The 18,814-nt window shown below is 62.7% G+C and carries 20 protein-coding genes and 1 tRNA gene; 14 read left to right on the top strand and 7 right to left on the bottom strand.

The window, feature by feature from the left end; translation table 11 throughout:
* Positions 1-4: 4 nt before the first annotated feature.
* Positions 5-1,039, bottom strand: coding sequence for a class 1 fructose-bisphosphatase (locus tag SO156_RS29710; protein WP_498537242.1), 1,035 nt, complete (start codon positions 1,037-1,039; stop codon positions 5-7).
* Positions 1,040-1,153: 114 nt separating this feature from the next.
* On the opposite strand from SO156_RS29710, the gene SO156_RS29705 reads away from it, so the two are divergent.
* Both SO156_RS29705 and SO156_RS29700 read left to right on the top strand, forming a co-directional pair.
* Positions 1,154-2,125: a LysR family transcriptional regulator gene (locus SO156_RS29705; protein WP_498537241.1), complete on the top strand. Its 972-nt coding sequence runs from the start codon at positions 1,154-1,156 to the stop codon at positions 2,123-2,125.
* Positions 2,126-2,390: 265 nt separating this feature from the next.
* Positions 2,391-3,593: a glycosyltransferase family 87 protein gene (locus SO156_RS29700; RefSeq protein WP_498537240.1), complete on the top strand. Its 1,203-nt coding sequence runs from the start codon at positions 2,391-2,393 to the stop codon at positions 3,591-3,593.
* Positions 3,594-3,602: 9 nt separating this feature from the next.
* Here SO156_RS29700 and SO156_RS29695 read toward each other — a convergent pair whose 3' ends face one another.
* The 4 genes from SO156_RS29695 to SO156_RS29680 form a co-directional block, all read right to left on the bottom strand.
* Complete coding sequence (locus tag SO156_RS29695) at positions 3,603-4,022, bottom strand: DUF4118 domain-containing protein (protein ID WP_458150582.1); 420 nt, start codon at positions 4,020-4,022, stop codon at positions 3,603-3,605.
* 223 nt (positions 4,023-4,245) lie between these two features.
* Positions 4,246-4,467, bottom strand: coding sequence for a hypothetical protein (locus SO156_RS29690; RefSeq protein ID WP_458150581.1), 222 nt, complete (start codon positions 4,465-4,467; stop codon positions 4,246-4,248).
* 120 nt (positions 4,468-4,587) lie between these two features.
* The gene (locus tag SO156_RS29685) at positions 4,588-5,784 is read right to left on the bottom strand and encodes an MFS transporter (protein ID WP_498537239.1); all 1,197 of its coding nucleotides are present in this window, start codon (positions 5,782-5,784) and stop codon (positions 4,588-4,590) included.
* Between the two features lie 49 nt (positions 5,785-5,833).
* Positions 5,834-6,454 (bottom strand): TetR/AcrR family transcriptional regulator, encoded by a 621-nt coding sequence (locus SO156_RS29680; protein WP_498537238.1) that lies wholly within the window; start codon positions 6,452-6,454, stop codon positions 5,834-5,836.
* Between the two features lie 186 nt (positions 6,455-6,640).
* Between SO156_RS29680 and SO156_RS29675 the strand changes: the two genes are divergently transcribed.
* Together SO156_RS29675 and SO156_RS29670 are read left to right on the top strand one after the other, a co-directional pair.
* Positions 6,641-6,766, top strand: a complete 126-nt coding sequence (locus SO156_RS29675) for a hypothetical protein (RefSeq protein WP_498537237.1) — start codon at positions 6,641-6,643, stop codon at positions 6,764-6,766.
* 13 nt (positions 6,767-6,779) lie between these two features.
* Positions 6,780-7,091 carry a hypothetical protein gene (locus SO156_RS29670; RefSeq protein WP_498537236.1) on the top strand — a complete coding sequence of 104 codons (312 nt, stop codon included), beginning with the start codon at positions 6,780-6,782 and terminating at the stop codon, positions 7,089-7,091.
* A gap of 124 nt (positions 7,092-7,215) precedes the next feature.
* Here SO156_RS29670 and SO156_RS29665 read toward each other — a convergent pair whose 3' ends face one another.
* Entirely contained in the window at positions 7,216-8,151 is a 936-nt protein-coding gene (locus SO156_RS29665) for a LysR substrate-binding domain-containing protein (RefSeq protein ID WP_498537235.1), read from the bottom strand.
* A 136-nt stretch (positions 8,152-8,287) separates the two neighbouring features.
* On the opposite strand from SO156_RS29665, the gene SO156_RS29660 reads away from it, so the two are divergent.
* From SO156_RS29660 to SO156_RS29630, 7 genes are all read left to right on the top strand, one after another.
* Positions 8,288-9,838: an ABC transporter substrate-binding protein gene (locus SO156_RS29660; protein WP_498537234.1), complete on the top strand. Its 1,551-nt coding sequence runs from the start codon at positions 8,288-8,290 to the stop codon at positions 9,836-9,838.
* Between the two features lie 98 nt (positions 9,839-9,936).
* Positions 9,937-10,896: a nucleoside hydrolase gene (locus tag SO156_RS29655; RefSeq protein ID WP_498537233.1), complete on the top strand. Its 960-nt coding sequence runs from the start codon at positions 9,937-9,939 to the stop codon at positions 10,894-10,896.
* A 111-nt stretch (positions 10,897-11,007) separates the two neighbouring features.
* On the top strand, positions 11,008-11,985 hold the full coding sequence (locus tag SO156_RS29650) for an ABC transporter permease (RefSeq protein ID WP_458151404.1): 978 nt from the start codon (positions 11,008-11,010) through the stop codon (positions 11,983-11,985).
* Between the two features lie 41 nt (positions 11,986-12,026).
* On the top strand, positions 12,027-12,935 hold the full coding sequence (locus SO156_RS29645) for an ABC transporter permease (RefSeq protein WP_498537264.1): 909 nt from the start codon (positions 12,027-12,029) through the stop codon (positions 12,933-12,935).
* 3 nt (positions 12,936-12,938) lie between these two features.
* Positions 12,939-14,744, top strand: coding sequence for an ABC transporter ATP-binding protein (locus SO156_RS29640; protein ID WP_498537232.1), 1,806 nt, complete (start codon positions 12,939-12,941; stop codon positions 14,742-14,744).
* 378 nt (positions 14,745-15,122) lie between these two features.
* Positions 15,123-15,428, top strand: a complete 306-nt coding sequence (locus tag SO156_RS29635; RefSeq protein WP_498537231.1) for a hypothetical protein — start codon at positions 15,123-15,125, stop codon at positions 15,426-15,428.
* 90 nt (positions 15,429-15,518) lie between these two features.
* The gene (locus tag SO156_RS29630; protein WP_498537230.1) at positions 15,519-15,695 is read left to right on the top strand and encodes a hypothetical protein; all 177 of its coding nucleotides are present in this window, start codon (positions 15,519-15,521) and stop codon (positions 15,693-15,695) included.
* Here SO156_RS29630 and SO156_RS29625 read toward each other — a convergent pair.
* Positions 15,696-15,772 (bottom strand) — tRNA-Pro (locus tag SO156_RS29625).
* A gap of 80 nt (positions 15,773-15,852) precedes the next feature.
* On the opposite strand from SO156_RS29625, the gene SO156_RS29620 reads away from it, so the two are divergent.
* The 3 genes from SO156_RS29620 (at position 15,853) to SO156_RS29610 (ending at position 18,812) form a co-directional block, all read left to right on the top strand.
* The gene (locus SO156_RS29620) at positions 15,853-16,830 is read left to right on the top strand and encodes an L-threonylcarbamoyladenylate synthase (protein WP_458145249.1); all 978 of its coding nucleotides are present in this window, start codon (positions 15,853-15,855) and stop codon (positions 16,828-16,830) included.
* Positions 16,831-16,932: 102 nt separating this feature from the next.
* A complete protein-coding gene (locus SO156_RS29615) occupies positions 16,933-18,360 on the top strand; it encodes an FAD-binding oxidoreductase (RefSeq protein WP_498537263.1) in 1,428 nt (475 codons plus the stop codon).
* The gene (locus SO156_RS29610; RefSeq protein WP_498537229.1) at positions 18,357-18,812 is read left to right on the top strand and encodes a GNAT family acetyltransferase; all 456 of its coding nucleotides are present in this window, start codon (positions 18,357-18,359) and stop codon (positions 18,810-18,812) included. The genes SO156_RS29615 and SO156_RS29610 overlap by 4 nt, the downstream gene beginning before the upstream one ends.
* Positions 18,813-18,814 lie beyond the last annotated feature (2 nt).

The following is an 18,814-nucleotide window of genomic DNA, read 5'->3' as shown; positions in this document are numbered from 1 at the left end:
CTCCTCACAGCCGGAAGAAGCCGCGCCGCGCGAACAGCGGCGCCGACACGCTCGCGACCAGCAGCGGATCGCAATGCAGTTCCTCGACGCGCCGCACCTCGTGGTGCGAGCCCATGATCAGCGGCACGCGCTGGTGCAGATTGTGCGCGGCCAGATCGAGGATGCGCTCGCGCCCGGTCGATGCCGCGCCGCCGGCCTGCTCCATGATGAAGGCCATCGGATGCGCCTCGTAGGTCAGGCGCAGGCGGCCGTCGCCGTAACCGGGGCGCGCATCGGAGGGATAGAGGAACACGCCGCCGCGAGTCAGGATGCGATAGGCTTCCGCAACGAGCGATGCGACCCAGCGCATGTTGAAATTGCGGTTCGCCGGACCGTCGACGCCGGCGAGGCATTCGTCGACGAAGGCGCGCACCGGCGCATCCCAGTGCCGGCGGTTCGAGGCGTTGATCGCGAATTCGTCGGCCGTCTCGGGAATCTGCACGCCGCGCCGCGCCAGTCGGAAGCAGCGCGCGCGATCCAGCGTGAAGACGTCAACGCCATCGCCAAGCGTCAACACCAGCGAGGTCTGCGGACCGTAGGTAACGAACCCCGCCGCAAGCTGCGCTGAGCCACGCTGGTGGAAGGCAATGCCGAGATCGTCAGGCGCTGGCAGGATCGAGAAAATCGTGCCTACGGTCATGTTGATGTCGATGTTGGAGGAGCCGTCGAGCGGATCGATCGCGACGCAGATTCTTGCCGCGCGGTCGACGATCTGAGGCTCGCGCATCTCCTCCGAGGCAAGCGCCGCGATTGGCGCTTTGCCGAGGCAGCGGCGCAGGACGGCATCCGCTCGCAGGTCGAGGTCGCGCTGCAGATCGCCGTCGCTGTTGCATCCGGTGGTCAGACCCGAGGCATCGGACAACTGGCCGGTGCCGGTGAGGTCGGCAATCTCGATCGCGGCGGTAGCGATGGCATCGACGGCGGCTGCCAGGGCCAGCGCCTCGGGCGCGGTTTCAGAGTACCGTTGAAGATAGTCGTCCAGCCTGAGTTGCCCGGTCATCTTGCGTCTATCCCCTCGCGGCCGCCGCTACCTTGTTCCCGGATCGGGGGAGCGGCTGGTACCAGCACGAAGAAATTGACAGAGCCGGCCTAATAAGGAAAATTTCTATTCATAATGAGCGCCAAAGAATTTTCTTATAATATCCATCCAGCGACCCAACTCCGGCATCTGACGATCCGGCAGCTCCGGTCCCTCGCAGCGCTGTCAGCCAGGGGCAGCGTGACGGCGGCGTCGACGCATCTCGGGCTGACGCAGCCGGCGGTCACCCAGCAACTCCGGCAATTGCAGGATCTGGCTGGGCTGCCGCTGGTGCAGCGGACCGGCGACGGCATGTTGCTGACCGAAGCGGGCAAGGAGGTGCTGGTGCTCGCCGATCGCGTCGAAGCCGCGATCGCGGACTGTCAGGGCGCGCTCGATCTTCTGGCGGGGCGAACCGGCGGCACGGTGCATCTTGGCGCGGTTTCGACCGCAAAATACTTCGTGCCGCACGCCATTGCGGCGTTCTCGCAGCGCTATCCGAAGATCGAGATCAAGCTGACCATTGGCAATCGCGAGGACATCCGCGAGGCCATGCATGGCTACGATCTCGATTTCGCTGTGATGGGTCGGCCACCGGCCGACGTCACGGTCGACGTGCGGCAGCTCGGGCGCAACCCGCACATCATCGTCGCGCGCAAGGGGCATTGGCTGGCGAAGGATTCCGGCCTCAACCTGACTGATCTCGTGCACGAGACTTTCCTCACCCGCGAGCCTGGATCCGGCACCAGGACGCTGATGGAAGGCATGTTCCAGAAATCGGATCTCGAGCCGATCATCGGCATGGAGATGAGCAGCAACGAGACCATCAAACAGGCGGTCATCGCGGGTCTCGGCATCGCCTTCATCTCCGCGCACACGGTCGCGCATGAGCTCGCCGAGGGCCGTCTCATCATCCTCGATGTCGCGGGCCTGCCGATCGTCCGGCAATGGTACGTGATCCGCCGCAGCGACAAGGTGCTGCTGCCACCGGCGCAGGCGATGTTCGACTTTCTGGGCTCGGAGGGTTCGAACTACCTACCCGACGTGCCCGAATTGCGCGGACGGTAGAATCCCGCCCATGCTTGCGGCTCACGGGACGACATCGAGTCAACTTTAGGAAAGCCCCGTATCGGCTTCTTAAGCCTGGCATCGCTCGCTGTCACAGCTTCCGTCCGCGACGCAACTTCAATTCTCTTAAGGATTGTCCGGCATCATGATTTAGCGTGCGGCGGCTGCACGCCAGCGTGACGCCCAGCACGGGCACGTCAACGACGATCCAACCATGTTCACCAGGACATTCGAGCTCGCGCAACCCTCGGATTCGAGGCGCACGATGCGTGTGCGCGCTGTGCTTGCTGCGCTGGTGATCGCCGTTCTCGCCAAAGCGGCCTGGTTCTCCGCGGCAGGTGCACTGCAACCGCGCGGCCTGGTCGATTTCGACGACTTCTACATTGTCGCGCAGAGGGTTTGGTCCGGCGATGTCGGCCAGGCCTACCAGCTCGACAGGCTCCTCCAGATGCAGATCGAGACGTTCGGCATCTCGAACTTCATGCCGTGGGCCTATCCGCCGCAGTTCGACCTCGTGATCGCGCCCCTTGCGCTGCTGCCGCTCAGCGCGGCGTACTTCCTGTTCACGGCGGCAACGCTCACCTTTTATCTCGCGACGTTGCGGTCGCTTGCGGGGAACGCTCTCGCGGTGCTGCTGGTCGTGCTGCTTCCGGCGCTTGCCGTGACGCTCGATTGCGGCCAGAACGGTTTTTTGGCCGGAGGCTTGATCGGCCTCATCTGCCTCAACGTCGAGCGGAAACAGATATTCGCACAAATCATCGCAGGCCTTGCGCTCGGGGCGATGGTCATCAAGCCGCATCTGGCGGCAACCATGGTGGCTTATCTCGTGCTCACCCGAAGGTGGATGGCGCTGGCGACGGCCGCGATGGCCGTGCTGGCGAGCTCGTTGCTCTGCACGCTGCTGCTCGGGCCGGAAATCTGGACCGCGCTCTTCGGCGCGTTCAGGGACCAGGCCACCTATCTTGCCCAAGGCGACCTTCCGCTCTACCGCATGATTTCGTTCTACGCGGCTCTGCGTTCGCTCGGCGCGGCCCCTGCCCTCGCCTTCGCAGGACAGATCATCGTCGCCAGCCTTGCGCTGCTGTCGATCGTGCTTGCCGTCGCCCGCGAAGCGCAGCCGCGCACCGCGCTCGGGGTCGCGGCTCTGGCCTCGGTGATGGTCAGCCCCTATGCCTATGACTACGATCTTCCGATCGCAGGCATTGGTCTTGCGCTGCTGCTTTCGGATCTTCTTAAGGCCGCAAGCGCCCGCGAACAGGGCGCCACCTGCGGGCTGATCTTCGCGGCCGGTAGTTACGGCATGCTGCTGGCGGCCGGCCTTCGACTGTTCTACGACCCGCGCGCCGCGATGAGCCCCCCGCTGATCCCCTCGCTCGGCGGTCTGGCAATGGTTGCGTTGCTGGCGCTGGTTCTGCTTCGACTGCGGTTGTGGCCGAGCCGGCATCAGATGGCCAAGGCGAGTCCCTGACCGCGAGCACTATTGCGAATTCGGCGCGACTGTCTTGTCGGTTGTCTTGAGGCCACCGCCATTGATGATCGTCATCGTCTGACGACAGAGATCGGCAAGGCCGATCAACAATACGCTGAACAGGAAGAACAGATTGATGTCATGCGCGTCGGAGCGGGTCAGCGTGCTGAACTCGAAGAAGGGCGGCATGAACGCCCACCACACCAGCGGAACGGTGAGCAGGATGGCAAACACTGCCGCAGGTGCTCCCGCAATGATCCCCACGATGAAAACGGCGGGCAGGAACGCGGCGAAATAGAGCTGAGCTCCAAGGAGAACGCAGGCGCCCTGGAGACCAGTCGATGCCGCCAGCACAATGAAGGCGAAGGCAAAGGCCTGCCAGGACCACGGCTGTATTTTTGGTCCAGAGAACGTTCCCGGGCGGCTCATTGGAATCCCCTTTTTGCGCCGCGAACGCGACTGAGGTTCCAGCCAAGCTAGCATACCTGTTCAGGGCCCGCGACAGTGCACTGCGCAAACGGGAACTTGGTAAATGGCCGCCGTCGGCGTGCGCGAGCGTGAGCTCCTGCCAAAAAGTCGAAAACAACCCCATGCAAAGTAGAAATGGCCTGCCGGCCGAGCGGGCCTTGCAGCGGAAGCGGTCGCCTTGGCTTCACGCCGCCAGCTGTTCCATGCGGACTTGGGCAACCCCGGACCAGCGGCGATCGCCGCCGGCGAAGTAGGCCTCGAGTTCCGCCAGCGCGCGGGATTCCCATTCGCTTGCCTGCTCGAGCAGAGACCAGCTCTGACGCGGCCGGAACGCGGCCGTCTGGCGGTGCAGTGACGCGATCGCCCGATAGCGCCGTACGTTCTCCAGGATGGCTTGCCCGTCCATATCAAAAACTCCCCATTTCCCTTTCGCAGGGCCAAGGTGCGTCAGAACTCTTTTTCGATTCGTTAGCGGCGAACAGAGAGATCGCGGATAGTTTCCGAATCCTTGCCCGCCGTGAGCGCGTCACTCGAAGGTAGCGTAGATCAGTGCCGCGGCCGGCAGCGCAAAGCCGATCCAGGATGCGAGCATCCAGCCGCCATGCGCAAAGGCGAAGCCGCCGAGCGCGGAGCCAGCGGCACCGGCCGTGAAGAACGTCGCCATATAGAGGCCGTTGAGGCGGCTGCGGTGCTCCGGGCCGAGCGCGAAGATCGCACGAAAGCCGAGGACGACATTGCCTTGCACGCCGAAATCGATCGCGATCGCTGCAACGACGAGGCAGACGAGATTCAGCGTGGAGCCGGCTGCGCCGATATGCGTGATCAGATAACCGGACGCGACCAGCAGCATCGCGCCGAGAGTGGCGATACGGCTGAGTCCCCGATCGGCAAGACGTCCCGCAATTGGTGCAGCCACGGCGCCTGCGACACCCGCGAGTGCGAACAGCGCGATGCCGCGCTGGGACAGGCCGAACGCTGGCCCCGCCAGCAGGAGCGGCGTCACCGTCCAGAACAGGCTGAACGCTGCGAACAGAAAGGCCTGATAGAGCGCGCGACGCTTCAGGAGCGGCGTCGTCCGCGCTAGACGCGGCATCGATCGCAGGAGGTCGAAATAATGCAGCCGCTCGACCGGCATGCGCCTCGGCAGCACCCGCCAGAGCACACCGGCGAGCGCGACCATCAGCACAGTCGAGCCAAAGAAGACGGCATGCCATGAGGAGATCGACGTCAGGAAACTCGAAACCGGCCGCGCCAGCATGATGCCGAGCATCAGGCCGGTCGAGACGTTGCCGACGACGCGTCCGCGCGTCGCTGCCGGCGCAAGATGCGCGGCATAGGGGATGATGATCTGGACCGCAACCGAGCCGAGCCCGATAAAGAGCGCGGCCAGGAGGAACGGCAAGGCCTGTGTTGCGCAGGCGGCGGCCAGCAACGCCGCGGCGCCAAGACCGATGACGGAGCAGATCAGCGTGCGGTTTTCGACGAGATCCCCGAGCGGGACGATCAGCAGGAGCCCGACGCCATAGCCGATCTGCGTCATGGTGACGATCAGGCCCGCGGCGTCATGTGAGAGGCCCAGCGCCGTGCTGATTGGCCCGATCAGCGGCTGCGCATAATAGATATTCGCCGCGACCATGCCGCAGGCGGCGGCAAGCAGGACGGTCAGGGCCTGCGAAACCGAGCCCTCGTCGGGCACGGCCTCGATCGTCGCATTCATCGTCATCACACACTCCAATGATAGGAAACGATCGTTTCCTAATTAGGCAAACAAATCAGGCGAGCAGCTTCATCGCGACCCCGACCAGGCGCTCGCTATCCAGCGGCAGCCGCGCCTTGCCGACCACGCGGAGCCCCTGCGTCATGCAGATCATCAATCGCGCGGTATCGTCGGGATCGATATGGCGAGGAACCGAGCCGTCGGCCTGACCTTCGCGAATGAGACCGGCGAGAAAACCTTCATTGGCTTTCAGCCGGGCCGCGACCCACGCCGCAATCTCCGGATCGACAGCGGCCAGCTCGACGGCACTGCCGACCACGAGGCAGCCACGTCGCCCCTCGGCGCCCTTGGACGCCTCGATGTAGGAAAGCAGCACGTTGCGCAGGCGATCGCGTCCGCTCGCGCCCTGCGCGGCAGCGCGCCGAACTTCGTCCTGGCGCCGCGCCGTGTAGCGCTCGAGTGCGGCGAGAAAGACGGCATGCTTGTCTCGAAACGCCTTGTAGACGCTGCCCGTCGCGAGTTCCATTGCCGCGGTCAGATCTCCGATCGAGGTGGCATGGTAACCGCGTTCGCAAAACACCCGCACCGCCTTGTCCAGCGCCACGTCCAGGTCGAACTCGCGCGGCCGGCCGGGCGGACGTGAGATGGGCTGCAATTTTCGCGCGCTTCTTCGCATTCGCACACAATAGGGAACAATCGTTCCCAAATCAAGGTCGGCGTGTTCGCCTGCCGATGATCGCTGAGCCCCCAGGATCGGCGATTGCCCCTGCGCCACACGGCCCAAACTGCAACCATGACCGCCGTGGGTGAGGAACCAACTGGCTTCGTCACGATTTCCCCCTCGAAAGAAGAGGAGAGGAACATGGCAAGGAACACGACGAGACATCTGACACGCGCACGCCTCGCGCGCTGCGTCGCCGGCGCGATCTCGACGCTGGTGCTCTGCGCGACGGCCGTCTTCACCCTCGCCCGCCACTTCGCGGCGTGACGGAGGCGCTCGCATGACATCCGACCCGGAAGAGTCGGTTCGCTTGCAAGGCTACGGCGAGATGACGCTACGCACCGCGCTCGCCACGTTGATGGCGCTGCCGGCGCGCGAACGCTCGGAGACTGCGATCTTCCGCGTCCGCGACGCCTCGAGGCTTACACGGCGCGAAATCGGCATGCTTGCATCGGAATGGGGTATCTGGCCGACAGGCGTGACCGGCACCGACCAACATTGGCCGGACATCGTCCGCGGCATGGTCCGCGAGGCGCCGCTACCATCGTTGCTGGTGTCCTTTCTGCTCGGCGTACTGGTGGCGCGCAGATGATGGCGCGCTCGTTAAGACGCGTTCATGTGAAGGGATCACGATCTTCCTGCTCTTCAACCAACAAGTCGTAGAATGCTTGCCTCGGTTGCTTTGCGAGGTGTGCCCCAAATTGAACTACCAGTTGCTACCGGCTCCTGCGAGTTGTTTGCGAGATCGACGGGAATCGAGCGGTTTGCGGCGCTGAGTCGATTAACTCGCTCATCCGCTTGACTATGTCGTCCAAGATCGTGATGCGGTGCCCACCGGACGGGCGGATGGCGAAGTAAGAGACTTCAATGAATGGTCTGAACGGGATGGCTACGACGTCCGTTCCGGCGGAATGCAGGCTTGTATAGTCGACGATGCCGATGCCCATTCCTGCCGCTGCGAAATAGCAACAATTGAGCATCGAGGTTTCCATCGTGCTTGCCGGCCGGCGATCCTCCTTGGAAAAGGCCCGGTCGAGCGCCAGTCTCAGGGGCGAATTGCGGCCAGGGATCAGGACACGCTCGTCCAGAAGGTCGGCGGGCGTCACGACTTTCCGGGAGGCCAGCCGGTGCCCCGGCAACATGGCGGCGACCGCGTGAGAGGCATGCAGAAGGGCCGCATTCTTGTCCGCCATGCGTGGTGAGCCGAAAACGAAACCGAGGTCGTAGCGGTTCTTGTCGACCATGTCCCAGATATTGCGGCTGTTCTCGACATCGATCACCAGCGGAATATCGAGCCGGTCACCAACGACGTCGGTGATGGCGTGGTGGAGGTAGGGCCGAACCAGCGAAGTTACGCTCGCGATCCTCAGAACGGTGTTCTTGTGACGGCGGATATCCTCAGCCGCCTGGGCGATCTGGTCGAGGCCGAGATACAGCCGCTCGACCTCGCGGAAGAGCCGCGTCCCCTCGGCGGTCGGTACGAGGCGGCTTGCCACCCGCTCGAACAGGGTGATCTCGACGATTTCCTCCAGATCGCGGATGAGGCGGCTCACAGCGGGCTGCGTGACGTTCATCGCGTCGGCCGCAGCCGTTATGCCGCCCGTCATCATCACGGTTCTGAACGCTTCAACCTGCCGCGGCTTCAATCGCATCTGCATCTCCACCCATAACATTAAGGCATGGGCTGGTCACAGAATGCAATTTTTCTTTTCTCGCTGGACCCCTTAATGACAGATCAAAATTCATTGGGGAGTGCGCGGATTTCGGAAACCCCGGAGGAGCTCCATTGTGAAATTCCTTACAATCGCAGCCGCAATGGCTGCGTCAGTCTTTGCGACACCATTCGCGACCCATGCGAAGAACCTGACCGTCGGACTGGCGGCATCGACCACGTCCATGGATCCGCAGTTCTATGTCGTCGGCCCGAACAGCGCCATGGCGCGCAACATCTTCGACGGTCTCGTCAACCAGGACGCAAAGCAGCAGATCCAGCCCGCGCTGGCAGTTTCGTGGAAGACGATCGACGCAACGACCTGGGAGTTCAAGCTACGACCGAACGTCAAGTTTCACGACGGAAGCGACTTCACTGCAGACGATGTCGTTGCCAGCATCAAGCGCGTGCCGCTCGCTGCGAAGAACAGCCCGAGTTCCTTTGCCCCCTATGTCAAGGCGATCACTGAGGTCACCGCGGTCGATCCGCTGACAGTTCGCATCAAGACAGCCGGCCCGACGCCGCTGCTGCTCAACAACCTCAGCCGTATTGCAATCCTGCCGGCCGAGATGGAGAACGCCACGACGGAAGAGATGAACTCCGGCAAGCGCGTGATTGGCACTGGCCCCTTCAAGTTCGTCTCCTGGGTGCCGGACGATAATGTCGTGCTGGCCCGCAACGACGCGTATTGGGGCGAAAAGGCGGCCTGGGACAAGGTCACCTTCAAGGTGTTCAAGAACAGCAACGCCCGTGTCGCCGTGATGCTCTCCGGCGATGTCGACATGATCGAAAGCATCCCGACCGCGGACACGCGGAAGCTACAGGCCTCAGACCGGCTCAAGGTCGTGAGTATTGCCGGCAACCGGATCATCTACCTACACATGGACCAGGCGCGCGAGGAATCGCCATTTGCCAAGGGACAGGACGGCAAGAACCCGCTCCTGAAACCCGAGGTACGACGCGCGCTTTCGCTTTCGATCAACCGACCGGCGCTCGTCGATCGCATCATGGACGGACAAGGCGTACCCGCCGGTCAGTTGGTCCCTGAGGGATATTTCGGCTATGATCCTTCCATCAAGGTCGATCCCTATGATCCGAATAAGGCGAGGGAGCTTCTTGCTAAGGCCGGCTATCCGAATGGTTTCTCGCTGACCTTTCACGCCTCCAACGACCGCTATCCGAACGATTCCAGGATCGCACAGGCCCTTGGCCAGTTCTTCAGTCGCGTTGGCATCAAGACCGCGGTCGCGACCTTGCCAGGTAGCGTCTATTTCACTCGCGCTTCCAATCTGGAATTCAGCTTCATCATGGGCGGTGCTGCGGTCGAGACCGGCGAAGCCTCGGGCGTGCTCGGCCCAATCCTGGAAACCTTCGGCGAAAGGGCGGGACAAGGCAACCGCGGACGCTATTCCAATCCAGAGTTCGACAAGGCGCTGAACGCTGCTCGCTCGACACTCGACGACACCAAGCGCGAGGAACTTCTTCGCAAGGCGACCGAGATCGCCATGGGTGACCTTGGCGTCATACCGGTCTTCTATCTGGCCAACACCTGGGCGCTAAACAAGGACCTGTCATACCCTGGCCGGTCGGACGGCTACACCCTTCCTTACTACGTGACTTCGAACTGACCGGGCAAAAGATGATCCAGTATCTTTCCGTGGCTGCGTGCTTCGCGATGTTGTGCGCTTTGATCTTTTCGCATCCCACACATTGAAGGCATCCCAGAATGAAACCGATCTCGATCATCATTGACTGCGATCCCGGTATTGACGACACGATTGCGCTGCTGACCGCGTTCGTGTCACCAGAACTCGAGATCGTCGGCATCACGCCCGTCTGTGGCAACCAGCCACTGGAGCGAACGGTTCGCAACGCGTTGCTGGTCTGCGAGCTCGGTGGGCGCACCGATATTCCGGTTTATGCCGGCTGTTTTCGGCCGATGCTGCGCGATCCGATTCACGGCGAATTCCATGGCAAGACCGGACTTGGCAACACCACTTGGCCGGATCCGGTCAAGAAAGCTGAGCACATGTCCGCGGTCGATTTCCTGATCGAGGCCCTGACCAGCGCTGCGGACAGGGGTGAGCGCATCACCATCTGCTGCCTCGGGCCAATGACCAACCTTGCCGTCGCTCTGCGTATGAAGCCGCAGATTGCCGACGGCATCGAGCGCATCGTGATGATGGGTGGCGCCTACCGTGAACCCGGTAATCGCACGATGACTTCTGAATTCAACGTGCTTGCCGACCCACATGCGGCGCATGTGGTCTTTTCGAGCGGCATCCCGATCGCTGCGCTCCCGCTCGATGCAACGCACCAGGTCATATTGAAACCGGAGCATGTCGCCGAATTCTCCCGCGTCAGCGGCCGAATTTCGAAAACACTCGCCGAGATGATGGCTTTCTGGGATCGCAACGACGTGCGCCGTTATGGCTCACGCGGGGGCCCGCTGCATGATCCGCTAGTCATGGCCTACATTCTGGCGCCGCATCTGTTCGAGACGCAAAAGGCCCGCGTCTTCGTGGAATACGAGAGCCAGCTCTGCATGGGACAGACGATTGCCGACTGGTACGGTAAGAGCGGCCTGGAGCCGAACGCCGATATCGTCACCAGGGTCGACGCCGAGGGCGCAATCGCCTTCATTCTCGATCGGCTATCTCGCTACGCTGAAAAGACCGTTGCATGAGCAGCCGCAGGCTCCTCATCGATCCGAATCTGGGCGTGGACGATGCAGCACCCATCCTAATGGCTCTCGCATCACCGGAATCGTCCGAGTAACGCAGGGAGGTTGCGATTCATGAGCGGGTACCTGTTAGACCGGTCGATCCAAACCGTGCTCACGCTGCTCGTCATGTCTGTCTTGGTCTTTGCCGGCCTCTACCTCATCGGCAACCCGGTCGACATGCTGTTGAGTCCCACCGCCACGCCGGCGGAGCGCCTTCAGGTCATCCAATCCTTTGGGCTCGATAAGTCGGTATGGGAGCAATACTGGCTCTTCCTCACACGCGCATTGTCGGGAGATCTTGGTAATTCCTTCGTGTTCAACCAACCTGCGCTGACGCTTATCCTCAAGCGCATGCCGGCGACCCTGGAGCTTGCCTTCGTCGCGTTGGTCATAGCGCTGATCATTGGCATTCCGCTCGGCACCTATGCTGGTCTAAAGCCCAAGGGTCTGATCTCGAAGTCAATCATGACCTTCTCAATCCTCGGTTTCAGTCTGCCAACCTTCTGGATCGGCCTCGTGATGATCATGCTGTTCAGCGTACATCTAGGTTGGCTACCGGCTTCTGGGCGTGGCGACACGGTGCCGGTCTTCGGTGTGCCTCTCAGCCTTTTCACACTCAACGGCCTGTCCCACCTGCTATTGCCCGCTTTCAACCTGGCGCTCTTCAAGATATCGCTGGTCATCCGCCTCACCCGGGCCGGCGTGATGGAGACGATGCAGCTCGATTTCGTACGGTTTGCCCGTGCGAAGGGACTTCCGGAAAGACGGATCGTCACCGTTCACGTCTTGAGGAATACGCTGATTCCGCTGATTACCGTGATCGGTCTCGAACTCGGCTCGCTGATCGCATTCGCTGTCGTCACCGAGACGATCTTCGCCTGGCCCGGCATGGGCAAACTTATTATCGACGCGATCGGCGTGCTCGACCGTCCTGTCATCCTCGCCTACGTGATGATCACGGTCGTGATGTTCAGCATCATCAATCTACTCGTCGACATCCTCTATTCGATCGTCGATCCCCGCGTTCGTCTTGAAGGAAACTCGCATTGAGCAAACTCGCATTGAGCAAGGATAGCCCAAACGCAGGCTCGGTGCATGCCGGCCAGGGCGGCTTCGGCGGGGCCGCCTCACGCTCACCGTTCCGCCAGACGATTTCCGCACTCCTACAAGAGAACCCCGCGCTGGCAGGTCTCGTCATCGTAGCAATCTTCACTGTCGCCGCAATATTCGCGCCCTTCATCGCACCGCAGAACCCTTACGACCTGTCGCAACTCGACATTCTCGACGGTCGTCTGCCGCCCGGATCGCAAAGCGTGAATGGCATTCATTATCTGATCGGCACGGACGATCAGGGGCGAGACCTCTTGAGCGCCATCCTCTACGGCCTTCGCACGAGCCTGCTAGTCGGGATATCAAGCGCCGCCATCGCGCTGGTCATTGGCGCCTCGCTCGGCCTCCTCAGCGCCTATGTCGGCGGTCGCCTCGATTCTTTCCTGATGCGCATCGTCGATATTCAGCTTAGCTTCCCGGCCATTCTCATTGCACTGATCTTCCTCGCCATCCTCGGACAGGGCGTCGACAAGATCATCCTGGCGCTGGTCGTGACCCAATGGGCCTACTATGCCCGGACTGTCCGCGGTTCGGCATTGGTGGAACGCAAGCGCGCTTATGTGGACGCGGCGCGCTCCATGGCTCTCCCGGACCGGAGCATCCTCTTCCGCCACATCCTGCCGAACTGCCTGCCACCCTTGATCGTCGTCGCCACCATGCGTGTCGCATACGCGATCATGCTGGAAGCGACGCTTTCCTTCCTCGGCATCGGCTTGCCGGTCACCGAACCGTCGCTCGGGCTCCTGATCTCCAACGGCTTCGAATACCTGCTCTCGGGTGACTACTGGATCAGCTTCTTTCCGGGCCTTGCGCTTCTGCTGCTGATCGTCGGGATCAATCTGATCGGCGACGCGCTGCGCGATATCCTCAATCCTCGGCGGGAAGGCTGAGCCGTGACGAAACCGGTCCTTTCGATTTCCAATCTCAATACCGCCTTCCGCATCGGCGGCGAATGGCGCAATGTCGTGCGCGACATCAGTTTTGATATCGGCCCCAGCGAGACGGTCGCCGTCGTCGGTGAATCCGGGTCCGGCAAGAGCGTCATGGCGATGTCCATCATGCGCCTGTTGTCGCAGGACTATTCGAGAATTGCGGGCAGGATCGACTTCGAAGGACAAGATCTGCTCTCCCTGCCCCTCGCCGACATGCAGACAATCCGCGGCAACCGGATCGGCATGATCTTCCAGGAGCCGATGACCTCGCTCAACCCGGTGCTGAAGATCGGCACGCAGATCACCGAGGTTCTGGTGCAGCATCGCGGAATGTCGCAGTCCCGGGCTGAGGCCGAGGCCGTTCGCCTGCTCGAAAAAGTGCGCATTGCCTCGGCGAAGTCCCGCCTCAACGAATATCCGATGAACTTTTCGGGGGGTATGCGCCAGCGCGTGGTGATCGCAATCGCGCTTGCCTGCGCCCCGAAGCTGCTGATCGCCGACGAGCCGACCACGGCGCTCGACGTGACCATCCAGGCGCAGATTCTGGAGCTTATTAAAACGCTCCAGGAGGAAGAAGGCCTCTCAGTCCTCTTCATTACACACGACATGGGCGTGGTTGCTGAGATCTCCGATCGTACCGTAGTCATGTATCGCGGAGAGCAGGTCGAGACGGACACGACCCACAATCTCTTCGCGGGCGCCAAGCATCCCTACACCCGTGCGCTTCTGTCAGCCGTGCCACAACTCGGCTCGATGACCGGCCAAGCCCGGCCGTTACGTTTCGCTCAGGTTGATATGGCGACTGGCGAGATCCAGCCGGTCAAGCCAACGGAGGACACGGTTAGACAGGACAAACCACCGATCCTCAAGGTGGACAACCTCATCACACGCTTTCCGGTGAAACGCGGCTTCCTGCGCAAAACCATCGGTCGCATCCACGCGGTCGAAGGCGTCTCGCTCGAGCTACGGCAAGGCGAAACCCTCTCGTTAGTTGGTGAATCCGGTTGCGGCAAGTCGACGACCGGCCGATCGATCATTCGCCTGACTCCCGCGCTCTCCGGCGAAATCCGGATCGACGGCAAGGATGTCCTCAAGGCCGGTAAGGGCGACCTCGCCAGCATTCGTCGCGAAGCCCAGATGATTTTCCAGGACCCCTTCGAGAGCCTCAATCCGCGCATCCGCGTCGGTCACGCGATTGCCGAGCCGATGATAACGCACGGCCTGGCAAACGCCAGGGAAGCCAAGCAACGCGTCGGCGACCTTCTTGAACGCGTCGGCCTATTGGCGTCCATGGGTGACCGTTTTCCGCACGAGTTTTCTGGCGGACAACGCCAACGCGTCTGCATCGCTCGCGCGCTCGCCCTCGAACCCAAGCTGCTGATCGCGGACGAGTCCGTTTCGGCACTCGACGTTTCGGTGAAGGCGCAGGTGATCAACCTGATGCTGGACCTGCAGGAGAAATACGGCCTCGGCTACCTTTTCATCAGCCACGACATGGCCGTCGTAGAACGGATCAGCCACAGGGTTGCCGTGATGTATCTCGGCGAGATCGTCGAAATCGGGCCTCGCAAGGCGGTTTTCGAGAACCCGCAGCATGATTATACCAAGCGCCTGATGGCGGCTGTCCCGATCGCCGATCCGTCGCGGCGACAGACGCGTCGGCTCTCCAGCGACGAGATCAAGAGCCCCTTCCGCGCAGCCAATTACGCGCCGCCTAAGCGCGTCTATGAAGAGGTCGAGGACGGCCATTTCTTCCAGATCGTGTGAGGGAGGGACGCGATGATCGTCACCTTCGGATCGATCAATGTCGACTTCATTCGCTCGGGGAGATGCCGCAGCCCGGGCAGACATTGCTGGCAAACGGGTTTCGAACCGAAGCGGGTGGCGAACGGGCAAACATGACATCCGTCCCCGAGGAGTCGGTCCGGCTACAAGGCTATGGCGAGATGACACTGCGCACCGCGCTCGCCAGATTGATGGCGCTGCCGGCGCGCGCTCGCTGAATAGCACTCATGTAAACGGGATCACGGTGTTCCGCGAAACCCGACGAAACCCCTATTGCTCGCGAAATCGCGACCGTTCGTTGAGGAACGGCTGCTAGCGGCAGGGATTGGTCCCCTGTCAAACCGAGACATGGAGACAACCATGACGACACGTATGAAACTTGTGAGCGCGGCCGCACTGATGGCCACGATTTTGCCGCTCGCGACTGCAAGCCCCAGCCTCGCCGCGGGACGCGGTCCGGGCGGGTGTACCCCATCGAGTGAAAACGCCGTCGGCGCGGCCGGACCGGCGCTGAGCGGCGGCCAGTTGATGGCCGGGGTCGGCCAGTGCCGGTACCCTGGAAGCTGGCACCACACCAACGCCTACGGTTATTGGGGCCCGGGTTATGGTTATGGATACGCCGAGCCCGGCTGGGGCGCGCCGGCCTACGCGCCGGATGACTACTGACGCCTCTGCTCTTTAGGGCAAGTTACAGCGGCGCGGCCGATCTCGACCGCGCCGCATGCGTTTTGGAGAAGCACGACCGGAGAAAGCGTGATGCGCGAAGCGCGCCTGATGAAGCAAATGCAGGCGAGAGCCATGCCATCCGGACAGCCTGCCCTGCCGATTCAAAATCCGCCGTGGACCGGCCTTCAAAACCCGTGCAAGAAGGTCTTGCAGGGCGGGCCGATCTTTCGGCCCAAGCCTCTGCAAAACGTCAACTTTTGGAAATAATGGTCGGAGTGGCAGGATTCGAACCTGCGACCCCTGCGTCCCGAACGCAGTGCTCTACCGGGCTGAGCCACACTCCGACAAGAAGGCGGCTTATAGCGTCGGGTTCGGCACACCGCAAGCGGCCGATTTGAGGAATTTTGTCCCAGTGAAAACGGGCTTGACCACCCAGATTCTGCAGGCCGGACCGGCCGCTACTGACGCCGCTGCGCGAGCGCTTGCCGCAGGCCTGCTGGTCGCGTTTCCGACCGAGACGGTCTACGGATTGGGTGCTGATGCCGCCAACGCGACCGCGATCGCCCATCTCTATGCCGCCAAGGGCCGCCCCGCCTTCAATCCGCTGATCGCTCATGTCGCCGACCTCACGGCGGCGAAGCGCATCGGGCGGTTCGATTCGTGCGCCATCCGACTCGCGGAAGAATTCTGGCCGGGGCCGCTTACGCTGGTGGTGCCAAAGAGCGCAGGCTGTCCGGTCGCTGATCTCGCGACCGCCGGGCTCGATACGGTCGCAATCCGGATTCCCGCCCACCCGGTGGCGCAGGCGATCCTGCGTGCCTTCGGCGGGGCGGTAGTGGCGCCGTCGGCGAACATCTCCGGCCATGTCTCGCCGACGCTGGCGGCGCATGTGGAAGGCGATCTTGCGGGGCGGATCGACCTGATCGTCGACGGCGGGCCCGTCGAGGTCGGCGTCGAATCGACGATTCTCGGCTGCTTCGAGACGCCGATGCTGCTTCGCCCCGGCGGATTGTCGCGCGAAAAAATCGAGGCCGCGCTCGGCGCGCCGCTGGCGCGGCCGCCGCAGGATGTCGAAAGCGACGACAGCCAGCCGCTGGCGCCCGGCATGCTCGCCTCGCATTACGCGCCGCGCGCCGCCGTACGGCTCATTGCGCACGACGTCGCGCCCGGCGAGGCCCTGCTCGCCTTCGGACCAGCCGTGCTGCCCGGCATCGAACAGGCGGCAAGCGTCATGAACTTGTCAGCGAGCGGTGATCTCGATGAAGCCGCCGCCAATCTGTTCGGCCATCTTCGCGCCCTCGATGCGAAGAGCCCGCGCGCCATCGCGGTGATGCCGATCCCCGAGGAAGGGCTCGGCGAAGCGATCAACGACCGGCTGCGGCGCGCAGCGGTCGCGCGGTAGCACATGATCCGGACCGGAGGGCCGCGTTAGCGCAAAGTGTGCAGCGGTTTTCCGATAGGATCATGTGCAATAGAATGGATTGCGATGAAGAAAGAAGAAGAGATGAACGTCACGACACCTGCCGTCGCTCCGCTTGCGCCCGAGCTGATCGAGAAATTTCGCGCCATCGTCGGCGCCAGATATGCCGTGACCGACCCGGCGGACATCGAGCCGTACCTCACCGAGGAGCGCAACCTGTTTCATGGCCGCTCGCCGCTGGTGCTGCGGCCCGCGACGACTGCGGAAGTCTCCGCCATCTGCAAGCTCGCCTCAGAACACAAAATCGCGCTCGTGCCGCAGGGCGGCAACACCGGGCTCGTCGGTGGCCAGACCCCGCACAATGGCGAGGTGGTGGTGTCGCTGCGTCGGCTGGACAAGATCCGCGAGGTCGACACCGCCTCCAACACCATGACCTGCGAGGCCGGCGTGGTGCTGCAAATCGCGCAGCAGAAGGCGGCCGAGGTGGATCGCCTGTTCCCGCTCTCGCTGGGCGCGGAGGGAAGCTGCACGATCGGCGGCAATCTCTCGACCAATGCCGGCGGCACCGCCGCGCTCGCCTACGGCGTTGCGCGCGAGATGGCGCTGGGGCTCGAGGTCGTGCTGGCTGACGGGCGCGTGCTCAACGCGCTGTCGAAGCTGAAGAAGGACAACACCGGCTATAACCTGCATAACCTCTTCATCGGCGCCGAAGGCACGCTCGGCATCATCACCGCAGCGACCCTCAAGCTGTTTCCGAAGCCGCGAGCGATCGAGACCGCATTCGTCGGGCTGAAATCGCCGGCACAGGCGCTGAAGCTGCTGACCATCGCGCAAGGCGAAGCCTCGAACGCGCTGACGAGCTTTGAGCTCCTGGCGGAAATGGCGGTCGACTTCTCGATTCGCCATGGCATCGACGTGCGCGATCCGCTGGAGCAAAAGCATCCCTGGTACGTGCTGATGGAATTGTCCTCGCCGCGCGACGACGCGCGCGCGATGCTGGAATCGATCCTATCTCGCGCGATGGAGGAGGAGATCGTCGACGACGCCGTGATCGCCGCGAACCTGACGCAGCGCGCCGGCTTCTGGAAGCTGCGCGACGAGATGTCGGCGGCGCAGAAGCCGGAGGGCGGCTCGATCAAGCACGACATCTCCGTACCCGTCGCGGAGGTGCCTGCCTTCATCGCGGAGGCTGATGCCGCCGTGGTCAAGCTGATCCCCGGCGCGCGGCCGGTGCCGTTCGGCCATCTCGGCGACGGCAATCTGCATTACAACGTCAGTCAGCCGATCGGGGCCGATGCTGCCGACTTCCTTGCCCGCTGGCACGACGTCAACACGGTCGTGTTCGAGATCGTGCTGCGTTTGGGCGGCTCGATCTCGGCCGAGCACGGCATCGGCGTGCTCAAGCGCGACGAACTGCCCGACGTGAAGGACAAGACCGCGATCGAACTCATGCGGCAGGTCAAGGCAATGCTCGACCCATTTGGAATCTTGAACCCCGGAAAAGTGCTGTGAACGTGTCCGTCTCCCCTCTCCCGCTCGCGATCGCTCAAATCGCGGATGCCGATGTCCAAACCGTCGTCGCGCTGTGGCAGCGCTGCGGCCTGACACGACCCTGGAACGACCCGCATGCCGATATCGCGCTCGCGCGGCGCGAGGCGAATTCGACCGTGCTGATCGGACGGAACGGCAATGCGATCGTGGCCAGCGCGATGGTCGGTCATGACGGCCATCGCGGCTGGATCTATTACGTCGCGGTCGATCCCGATTTCCGCAAGCGCGGCTATGGCAGCATCATCATGGCTGCGGCCGAGGACTGGCTGCGCAATGCCGGCATCGCGAAACTCCAGCTCCTGGTCCGCCGCGAGAACAAGCAGGCCGGTGCGTTCTACACTTCCCTCGGCTTCGAAGAGTCAACGTCGGTGATGTTCGCCAAATGGCTCGACGGCCGCGACCCTACTCCTTAGAG

The sequence above is a fragment of the Bradyrhizobium sp. UFLA05-125 genome, from assembly GCF_059803515.1.
The sequence above is the reverse complement of the archived record's forward strand: the minus strand, read 5'-3'. Positions and strand labels throughout refer to the sequence as shown.

Excerpts from the sequence above, each read along its gene's own strand:
- SO156_RS29635 (WP_498537231.1), top strand. The coding sequence starts at position 15,123 with ATGACGACACGTATGAAACTTGTGAGCGCGGCCGCACTGATGGCCACG.
- SO156_RS29655 (WP_498537233.1), top strand. The coding sequence starts at position 9,937 with ATGAAACCGATCTCGATCATCATTGACTGCGATCCCGGTATTGACGAC.
- SO156_RS29700 (WP_498537240.1), top strand. The coding sequence starts at position 2,391 with ATGCGTGTGCGCGCTGTGCTTGCTGCGCTGGTGATCGCCGTTCTCGCC.
- SO156_RS29710 (WP_498537242.1), bottom strand. The coding sequence starts at position 1,039 with ATGACCGGGCAACTCAGGCTGGACGACTATCTTCAACGGTACTCTGAA.
- SO156_RS29630 (WP_498537230.1), top strand. The coding sequence starts at position 15,519 with ATGCGCGAAGCGCGCCTGATGAAGCAAATGCAGGCGAGAGCCATGCCA.
- SO156_RS29695 (WP_458150582.1), bottom strand. The coding sequence starts at position 4,022 with ATGAGCCGCCCGGGAACGTTCTCTGGACCAAAAATACAGCCGTGGTCC.
- SO156_RS29675 (WP_498537237.1), top strand. The coding sequence starts at position 6,641 with ATGGCAAGGAACACGACGAGACATCTGACACGCGCACGCCTCGCGCGC.
- SO156_RS29670 (WP_498537236.1), top strand. The coding sequence starts at position 6,780 with ATGACATCCGACCCGGAAGAGTCGGTTCGCTTGCAAGGCTACGGCGAG.
- SO156_RS29650 (WP_458151404.1), top strand. The coding sequence starts at position 11,008 with ATGAGCGGGTACCTGTTAGACCGGTCGATCCAAACCGTGCTCACGCTG.
- SO156_RS29705 (WP_498537241.1), top strand. The coding sequence starts at position 1,154 with ATGAGCGCCAAAGAATTTTCTTATAATATCCATCCAGCGACCCAACTC.
- SO156_RS29615 (WP_498537263.1), top strand. The coding sequence starts at position 16,933 with ATGAACGTCACGACACCTGCCGTCGCTCCGCTTGCGCCCGAGCTGATC.
- SO156_RS29690 (WP_458150581.1), bottom strand. The coding sequence starts at position 4,467 with ATGGACGGGCAAGCCATCCTGGAGAACGTACGGCGCTATCGGGCGATC.
- SO156_RS29665 (WP_498537235.1), bottom strand. The coding sequence starts at position 8,151 with ATGCGATTGAAGCCGCGGCAGGTTGAAGCGTTCAGAACCGTGATGATG.
- SO156_RS29680 (WP_498537238.1), bottom strand. The coding sequence starts at position 6,454 with ATGCGAAGAAGCGCGCGAAAATTGCAGCCCATCTCACGTCCGCCCGGC.
- SO156_RS29685 (WP_498537239.1), bottom strand. The coding sequence starts at position 5,784 with ATGACGATGAATGCGACGATCGAGGCCGTGCCCGACGAGGGCTCGGTT.